Annotated in this window: 5 protein-coding genes, 1 tRNA gene and 1 pseudogene; 3 read left to right on the forward strand and 4 right to left on the reverse strand. The window is 60.9% G+C overall.

The window, feature by feature from the left end:
- Both FIV35_RS15990 and pvdQ read right to left on the reverse strand, forming a co-directional pair.
- Positions 1-74, reverse strand: a tRNA-Cys gene (locus tag FIV35_RS15990).
- Positions 75-287: 213 nt separating this feature from the next.
- Positions 288-2576, reverse strand: a complete 2289-nt coding sequence (gene pvdQ, locus FIV35_RS15995) for a bifunctional acylase PvdQ (protein WP_034138241.1) — start codon at positions 2574-2576, stop codon at positions 288-290.
- A 215-nt stretch (positions 2577-2791) separates the two neighbouring features.
- Between pvdQ and FIV35_RS16000 the strand changes: the two genes are divergently transcribed.
- Positions 2792-3169, forward strand: a complete 378-nt coding sequence (locus FIV35_RS16000; RefSeq protein WP_034138242.1) for a hypothetical protein — start codon at positions 2792-2794, stop codon at positions 3167-3169.
- A gap of 1 nt (position 3170) precedes the next feature.
- Here FIV35_RS16000 and FIV35_RS16005 read toward each other — a convergent pair whose 3' ends face one another.
- Entirely contained in the window at positions 3171-3359 is a 189-nt protein-coding gene (locus FIV35_RS16005) for a hypothetical protein (protein WP_034098077.1), read from the reverse strand.
- A gap of 293 nt (positions 3360-3652) precedes the next feature.
- Between FIV35_RS16005 and FIV35_RS16010 the strand changes: the two genes are divergently transcribed.
- Positions 3653-7168 (forward strand): membrane-targeted effector domain-containing toxin, encoded by a 3516-nt coding sequence (locus tag FIV35_RS16010; RefSeq protein ID WP_146375013.1) that lies wholly within the window; start codon positions 3653-3655, stop codon positions 7166-7168.
- Between the two features lie 49 nt (positions 7169-7217).
- Here the strand turns inward: FIV35_RS16010 and FIV35_RS16015 are convergent, their stop codons facing one another.
- Entirely contained in the window at positions 7218-8147 is a 930-nt protein-coding gene (locus FIV35_RS16015; RefSeq protein ID WP_034138243.1) for a LysR family transcriptional regulator, read from the reverse strand.
- A 117-nt stretch (positions 8148-8264) separates the two neighbouring features.
- Between FIV35_RS16015 and FIV35_RS16020 the strand changes: the two are divergent.
- Positions 8265-9128: pseudogene (locus FIV35_RS16020) on the forward strand (aldo/keto reductase); the annotation flags it as partial.
- Positions 9129-9256: the final 128 nt, after the last annotated feature.

Genomic DNA, 9256 nt, shown 5'->3' on the forward strand with positions numbered 1-9256 from the left:
TGGAGGCCGAGGTCGGAATCGAACCGGCGTAGGCGGATTTGCAATCCGCTGCATAACCATTTTGCTACTCGGCCTCAGACGATCAATGCCCTGATTGCTGGCACTCACCGTATGCAAACTTGAGTGGGCTGTGTAAAGCCTGCCTCTACTCTAACTCATTGAATACATTGAAGTTTTTTAAGCTTCGATGCGTTCGATGGGCGCCATTATGTACTCATTTGCCGGGACCTGCAACCCCTTGATTTCAAAAATATTTCGCATTGGCATCAAGGGCTTGCAGGTTGGGTTCACTCCTTGATGACTTGCTGGCGGTAGTGTGGGTCGGCCTGGATTTGGGCGTCGGTGAACGGGAGCGGGCTGAGTGTTTTCTTGGAAAATGCTTCGGTTTGGTCCTTGAAGTAGGGGGAGGCAGGATTGCTGGATTGGGAGAATGCCAACACACCTTCAGCATGGGGGCCGTGGTCGTCGAAGGTGACGATCTGCAGGTAACTGCTGCCGCTGATCACTTCGCGTTTAGCATCGCTGCGGGGCACGCTTTGCATGGCGTTGTAGATGCCCAGTTCTTGAGGGCCGCCGTGAATCGGGATTTGGCCGGATACTTGAACATCCCCCCAAGTACTTGTGGACGTCAGCCCGCGCTTGGCAACGTCGGCGGCGGAGGCCAGCATCGCTTCGCGCACAGCCTTAGCTACCGCTGGACGCTCGATAGCCACGCCCCGTGGGGTGGTCAGGGGTTGGCTCGGATCGAAGGCGACGCGCCAGGCATCGGGGGTTTGTTGCAGGTGCTCCATCAGATTGATGAAGTGCACCAGCCCCACGCCGCTGTCGAGGTTGGCGTGGCGGTCCCAGGTTTTAAGGCTGTCGCACAGCGGTTGCAGGGTCTGCGCGTCAGTCGCGAGGTGGTTGGCGCAGAATTCCAGCAGGTCCGGCATGACCTGCCCGGCCAGGTACACCTCGTTGTCCATCACCATATTGCGCAAGTCAGCGGCGTTGATCGGCCGGCTGCCGAGGCTGTGCAAGCGCTGCAAGGCGAAGCGCGCGCGCGGACTGAGGCCGATGCGTTCCTGGCTGATCACCGGCGAGAAGCCGCTTAACGGCGCTTGCGGATTGGCCAGCCAGGCCGAGTCGTTGGAGTGCTGCACGTAGTCACTGCGTAGCAACTGCGGCAGTTGATCGGCCGCAAATATACCCGGCTGAGCGGCCTTCGGATCGATATCCCAGGCGCAGGCGCTACGGGCGCCGTCTAGAACAATCATCTGCAAACCGGCGCGCGGGTCGCTGCACTGGGCCAGTTTGGCCGCGCTGACGTTGGGCACCACCGACAGATTCATGTATAGGCTCTGGCCCTGGTCATCGGCGGCCAGGGTGTTGACCCACGGGATGCCTTGCAAGCTCTGCACCGAGGTTTGCAGCGCCTTGACGCTACCGGCCTGGTTCATGGCGTACCACTGTTGCAGCACGCGGTCGTTGCCCAAGTTGGCGTCGCGCAGGCTGAACGCATAGCGCCGGTCCCAATCGAGCTTGCCGGGCCATTGCACCACAGGGCCGAACTGGGAGCTGTACAGCGTGTGGTTCACTTCTTTGAGGCTGCCATCGGCTTGCTTGACCTTGACCGCCACCGAGGTTTTATCCAGCGCGATGGATTTACCGTCGAGCAGATAGCGCGTGGCATCGTTCGGGTCCAGGGTCAGGCGGTACAAGGTGAAATGCTTGGACGTATCGACCGTATGGGTCCACGCCACACGCTGGTTAAAACCGATATTGATCACCGGCAACCCTGGCAACGCAGCGCCCATGACATCCAACTGGCCGGGAATGGTCAGGTGCATCTCGTAAAAACGCATACCGCCCACCCACGGAAAATGCGGGTTGGCCAACAACATGCCGCGCCCGTTGAACGAGCGCTCCTGCCCCACCGCCACGGCGTTGCTGCCGCGATCCAGGCTGAAGCGTTGCTGCTGCGCGGCGGCCAGTGCGAAAGCCTTGGCGTCGGGCTGCACACTGGCGCTCGCCTGAGGCGGCGTTGCGCCCACCAAGGCTTCGGCGAATTGGCCGACACCGCCTTCCACCAGCAGCCTGCGGGTCAGTTTGACCAGGTCCTCGGCCACCAGCGGTCGGACCCAATCCCCCTGGCACTGGGCCGGCGCGCCCCGCTCTTGCAGATAACGGTTATAGCCGGCCACGTAGCCTTCGATGCGTTGCTGGATCTGCGGGCTCTGCGCCTTCCAGAACGCAGCAACCGCCTGAGGCGTGTTCAGCCAATGAAAGAACACATCGCTGGCCAGGTTGTTGCGCTCCTCCAGCGTGGCCTGCTCGGGCCCGAAGTAACGCGCGCGCTCGCCGTTGACGGTCACCACTTCGTTAGCCAGCAGGCACATATTGTCCTGGGCATAGGCGTATCCGATGCCATAGCCCAGACCGCGCTCGTCACTGGCCCGGATATGCGGCACGCCGAAACCGGTGCGCCGGATCTCAGCGGAGGCTTGCGTGGCCTGCTCGCGCGCCGATGCGGCCAGGCTGATGCCCAGCAATACTCCGAGCGCACATACCCTGGACAACCTGTTGTTAATAATCACACCGACTCCGCCGTCAAATGGAACGTCTTTACGCGGGGCGACCACCCCACCGTAAGAACGCACATCGGCCCGCGGAATTTAGCGCGCAGGTTGTGACAAAACCGATACCGACGAAATTTCTACATTCGGCGCTTCATGATTTCGCTCGCTCGTTCGTCTTATTGAATAAGAGCGCCATCATTTTCCTGATCAGGCTCTGATAAGGAGTTTTCTGCATGTACAACCCGCAAGTGCCCACGGAAGGACATCTCTCGGCCGCCGATGCCAACTTCGGCAGCGGCACGACCGCCTTCGGCAAGACGCCGGAGCAAGGCAACCAGCGTATTCGTCATTTGCTCAAATGTTTTGGTCTGCGCACCAGCCTGATCCGGCTGAAGGTCATCGACGCCCTGCTCACCGCCGCCGACAACCAGCGCACCCTCGGGGTACGCGGCGTGCACAGCCACTTGCTGGCGCTGGGCATTCCATTGTCGTTTCTCAGCGTGCGCGAAGTACTCAAACGGCTGTGCAGCGAGGGCGTGATCACCCTCAATGCGGACAAAAGCTACAGCCTCCACGAAGAGGCTGCCAAGGTGCTCGACAACAGCGCCTGACTTACGGCTTGACCTTGCGCCGCATGATGCCGTTGAGCACCACCACGACCACCGCGACGGCAATGGCGATGGTCTGGAACGTTTTTTCACTGATAGACCCGATGCTCTGCAGGTAAGACAGGCCAAACATCGTCGCCAGCACCACCAAGACAATCAGTATCGAATATTTCAAACGTTGCTTTTGCGTCATCACGACTTCCTGAATCTGAAGATTGTATTTACGGCCTTGCGCCGAACAGGGCGCGGTGGGCGTCTATGTTACAGACGATGAGAGGCTTTGGCTTGTTCGAGGCGGTGACCTCTGGCATTACGTGGGGCCGGGTAACTTTTCCATGCGCTACGGACACGAAGGCATACACAGTGCAAGCAGCACAGCCGGAACTTGCGCGGGCGTTTTCCGCAACCAACGGGGGTGCCTGGGGAACAGGGAACCTCCCAAAGACAGGCGCTTTTTCTTGATATGTCTGGAAAAGGTACCCGCATATGAACAGTCTTGCATCCGCTCCTGCACTGCACCTCAACCCTCAGCGTATTTCACCGCCCCTCTATCCTCACACAACTCCATTGCAGCCGCTGGCCAGGGTTCAATCCGCAGCCATCGCACAACAGGCCCCAGCGAGCGCCGCGCCTGCCGGCGGTGCCCTGGCGAACGCGTTGGCAGACCGGCACAACCTCAGGACGCTGGGCCAACAGCTCAACGAAACCGCGAAGGGCCTTGGGCCGCAGGCGACGCCCCAGGCCGTGCGCACGGCGCTGAAAACCAGCACGATGCAAGCACATCCTGCATCCGCCTTCCCCCCACCGGGAGACTCCCCTCTCACCCTTGAAGCCTTCATCACCGCATATGGCTTGAGCCTACCCACTAACCACTTCAGCCTCGTCGCCCTAGCCGATGCGGTGCTCGACAGGGCTCGGGAGCATCCCTTGGGCAACTTCGGCGGCAGCTTGTCGTGGCCGCTTGAACTCAGCGTGCAGGCGCAGCGCACCGTGCTGGCGAGCGCCAGGGACTACGCCATGCGCCACCCAAACCCGCCGCGCATGGGGCCGAGTCTGGGAATTCTGGAGTACCTGAACAGCAACCAACCGCTCAGCGCCCAGGCCATGGATGATCCGGCCAATGCGCTGGAAACCCTCCTGAGCACGCCACGCGCTCAAGCCATGGGGCAAGCGTTACAGACTCAGCTCAACGGCATCGCCACCGCAACCAGCGCAAGCGACTATGTGTTGGCAGCCATAAATCTGGTACTGGACCCGCAATCCCTCGACGCACCCGCGTGGAACAAGGTGGCCGATTTCGACCTGACGCAAACCGAGCATTGGGGCAAACCGGCGTCGGCGATACGCGATGGGTTGAGCGCCCATCTGGTCGAGCAAGGCGATGCCACACCTGCCATGGCAACAGTTGCCGCTCACCTGTTACTGGCCAGGAAGGCCCCCGAGTTGTTGATCAAAGACCTCCCCGACAGCGTCACCTACGGCAGCCCGGCCTGGGTCAGCCTGTCGGTCGCGGCGGCTACGATTGAAGCGCAGACGCCGGGCAAGGTGCCCAACATGACCTTTGCCCAAGTCATGATGGAGGCCGAAAGCGCCGGTCTGCAGGACCTGACCGTCACCCAGCAGGCCCAATCCGATGCCTTGCGGGTCTGGGGCCTGGTCAGCGGCACGTTGTCGGCGCAAGAAGCTGACCGTTACGGCCCCGCGGATAAGCAGAAGGTTCGCAGCGCGTTCAATGCCCAGGCCAACGAACGCCTAGAAGCCTCGGTGCAAATCGACACCGAAATCCCAAGCCGTCGCGCGATTGCCCTGGCCAAGCTCAAGGAGCGGTTTGGTGAAGACGTGCCATTTGAAGAAAAACTGCTGACGGTCAAAGCCACTACCCAGCCCCATGACGAGCCGCTGTATAACCCCAATCGCGCCCCGGCCGGCCGCCATTCGCTGCTGGATATCGCCATGAGCGGGCTGCACGCCTACCAGTGGGAAAGCCAAGACCCGCGTGTGATCGAGGCCACACGGGGCAAATCCATGACGTTTGACGTCAACAGTGTGTTCAACGAGCAGTTCGCCCACGCCGTCGATCTGCGCAAAAAGGGCATTGCCACAACGATCAAGCAGCTGATCGCTCGGCTGCCTTTAGAAGACAGGCAAACTCTGGAATACGCAAAACTGGAGTTCTACCAGAACCCGACCTATAGGCTGAGTACCGGTTTTACCGCCCGAACCCTTGAGCGCAAAAACCCCAAGCTGCTGATGAAAGCCACAGGCGCTGATGGAGAAAAGGTCTACGAAATTGACTTGAAACAGGGCGCCATCAGCCGGGTCCGCGACACGGTGTTGACCCAACCAAGGCCGCGTAACGGCAGCCTGGTGTATCCGATAGAGCGTTTCACCCCCGCCCACGTCAGCCAATCGGCTCTGGACTTGAACAAGGGCGTGAGCATTCCTCTGCCCATCCCCGCCAGCTTTTCAAGCGCGCGAACCCAGGCCATTGCGGATGTATTCGTCGAACATCTGGACATCGATGGCGAGGATGCGGTCAAGCGCGCCAAAGGCACCACCCGCCACGATCAGCACGTGGAAAACGAGTGGAAGCTGGCCGATTTTTTTCTCGACCTGGTGCCGCTGCGCGCGGCCATCGTGAACTTTCGTGACGGCAATTACCTGGAAGGGACGTTCGATCTGGGCATGGATATTTTCGGTTTCGTCACCGGCGCTGCCGGGGCCGCCAGCAGGGTCACCAAGGTCGCGGCCAGCGCGGTGAACACGACCCGCAAAGCCGCGAAGGTGGCAAAGATTCTCGGAACCACCGTCGTCAGTGAATTGAACCCATTGAGCGGGCTGGGCAGCCTGGTTGAGGAAGGCTCGCGGCTGATCGGCAATGGGGTCAAACGCGTCAGGGGCGCAAGCGGCGGGTACGACTTGACCAAGCGGGTCAGCGCCGAACACGGTCCGGTCACGTATGGCACTTTCAAAATCGACGACCAAGTCTATGAAGCCGATACCATTGTGTCCAACGGTCAGCGCTACGCGTACGACCCGGCCAAAGCCATGCCTTACGGCCCTCCCCTGGAAGGCTTCACCCCCCTGGACACCCTGGCCCCCGTGCACCCGCCCAAACATTTCCACGGCCATCGGAATAACCTGGTGGGCACCGATGGGCGCCCTGTGCGGCCGCGAAAACCTTTGCCCTCGGGTGACTATGTGGAAAGCATGCGGGGCAGACTGGAAGCCGACCATTTCAAACCGGACACCAAGGCAGAGACCGTGCGACGGTTCAACGAACAGATGGCTGAGTATTACGAGGCCATCGACCAAAATGGCCTGCCACCTCGCCCTGCCATTCCACAGGTGCCCAAGCAGGTCCCCGCATCCGAGCTGCTGACGGAAACCCTCAAGGTCTCGCCCGGCGTGGTATTGGGTGAGTCCCACAGTCAGATGGCAAGTTTCAGGGTGCTTTACGACAACGTCACTACCCTCAAGAGCGCCGGTGTCACGAAGGTCTATTTCGAAGGATTGATCGATATGCCCCAAGGGTTGATGGACGACGGCATCGGCCTCCTCGGTCGATCCCGGCAACCGCGTACCCACCCGACCTTCGAGCAACTGTGCAAAAAACTGAAGGCCCACGGCATCGAAGTCTTGCCCCTTGATCACTACTACCTGACGCGCCACAAGGATCTACGCGGCGTCAACCTGCCCACCACGGCGGGCAACGGCTCAACGACCCGGCTACGTGAGTTCAACTATTACGCCGCAGAAACCATCCAGGCCAACTCCGGGACGGAAAAGTGGGTGGCGCTGGTCGGCAACGCGCACATGAACACCAGCGAAGGCATCCCGGGTCTCGCGGAGTTGACGGGCAGCATCGGCGTTGGTGTTTCCAACAACTCCCACGTGAAGTCACAGATCGGCTTGAAGGTCAAAGGCCATACCCCCGACCCCGCCCTTCCCTTGCGCCCCGAGGATGCGCCCGGCGACTTGCAAATTTTTGTCAAACCGTAGAAACGCACACACCCTAGCCTGCCGAACAGTCAGGCTGAGGGCCCATCGATCACCCCAGCCCCAGAGGCTGACGCTGCAAACCGGTGCCAGACGTAGCGCACAGTTCCACCAGCCAATCCACAAAGACCCGTACCCGCAACGACAACTGGCGATGGGGCGGGTACAGCGCGGTCAGGGCCATTTTCGGCACTGGCCAATGTGGCAGCACCTCCACCAGGCATCCCTCGGTCAGTTGTCGCATCGCGTGGTAATGGGGCGCCTGAATCAAGCCGTAACCGGCCTCGCACGCGGCGAAGTAGCCGTCGGAACTGTTGACCGCGACGCGCTTGGGCAAGTCGAACGGGCGCACTTGGCCGTCAATCAAAAATTCCAGACCGAAGCGCTTGCCGCTGGCGCTGGAGACGTACTCGACCATGTGATGGCGCGCCAGGTCGTCCAGATCAACGGGCATGCCCATGCGTTCAAGGTAGGCAGGGCTTGCCAGAGTCAACTGATCCATCAGCGCCAGGGGCCGTGCCACCAGGGACTCGTCCAGGGCCAGGCCACCGCGCAGCACGCAGTCCACGCCCTCGCGGATCAAGTCTACCGGGCGGTCGTTCAAGCCGATGTCCAGTTCGATCTGCGGGTAACGCGCGGTAAAGGCCGGTAGTGCGGGGATCACGATCAAGCGGCCGATGCCCGAGGGCATGTCCACGCTCAAGGTGCCGCGCGGGTTCTGACGGCGGGTGGAAAACACCGCTTCAGTTTCTTCCAGGTCTGACAGCAACTGCACACAGCGCTGGTAGTACGCGGTGCCGTCCGGGGTGGGACTGACCTGCCGCGTGGTGCGCTGCAACAGTTGCACCCCCAGGTGCGCTTCCAGTTGTTTTATCAGGATGGTCACCGAGGCGCGGGGCAGTTGCAGGCTGTCGGCGGCTTTGGCGAAGCCGCCCAGTTCGACGATACGGGTGAACACACGCATAGCGTTGAAACGATCCAAGGGCTGGCTCCGTGTGGATTATTTAGAAAATACAAACAGTGATAGTGCTTTTAGCCGCTTTATCTCGGTTTTGTCGAGGATAACAATGAAGTCCTTCCCAACTCAGGAGTCCCACAGATGCACACTCGTCAACTTGGCACACACGGTCCCCTCGTCTCTGCCATCGGCCTTGGCTGCATGGGCATGAGCGATTTCTATAGCCCCGGCAGCGACACCCGCGAAGCCATCGCCACCCTGCACCGCGCCTTGGAACTGGGGATCAGCTTCTTCGATACCGCCGATATGTACGGCCCGCACACCAACGAGCAATTACTGGGCAAGGCATTCGCCGGTAAGCGCGACCAGGTGTTCCTGGCCAGCAAATTCGGCATTATCCGCGACCCGGCCACCCCCGCTTCGCGCGGTGTGAACGGCAGCCCCGAGTACATCCGCGCGTCCATCGACGGCACTTTGCAACGCCTGGGCGTCGACACCCTGGACCTCTACTACCAGCACCGCATCGACCCGCAGGTGAGCATCGAGGAAAGCGTCGGCGCCATGGCCGAGCTGGTCAAACAGGGCAAGGTGCGTTACCTGGGCCTGAGCGAAGCCTCGGCCGCCACTCTGGAGCGTGCGCATAAGGTCCACCCGATCAGCGCCCTGCAAAGCGAGTACTCGCTGTGGAGCCGCGACCAGGAAAGCAACGGCTGTCTCGCCGCCTGTCAGCGCCTGGGGATTGCCTTCGTGCCTTATAGCCCGTTGGGTCGCGGCTTTCTCACCGGCACGCTGCAAAGCCCGGATGACTTCAGCGCCGATGACTACCGCCGCTCCAACCCGCGTTTCCAGGGGGATAACTTCGCGAAGAATCTGCAATTGGTCGAGCACGTGCGCAGCCTGGCCGCCGATAAGGGCGTAAGCGCCGGGCAACTGGCCTTGGCCTGGGTATTGGCCCAAGGTGACTACATCATCCCGATCCCAGGCACCAAACAGCGCAAATACCTAGGGAAACTCTGAAAAAGACTTTCTGATTTGGCAAAATACCGCGACCCCACCCACCGAGTTTCCCGATGAAGCAGATGACCTTCGCCGACGCCGAGTACGCTGGCAAGCGCAAGCAAACCCGCAAGGAG

The sequence above is a fragment of the Pseudomonas rhodesiae genome (assembly GCF_007858255.1).
GTDB classification, from domain to species: Bacteria; Pseudomonadota; Gammaproteobacteria; order Pseudomonadales; family Pseudomonadaceae; genus Aquipseudomonas; species Aquipseudomonas rhodesiae.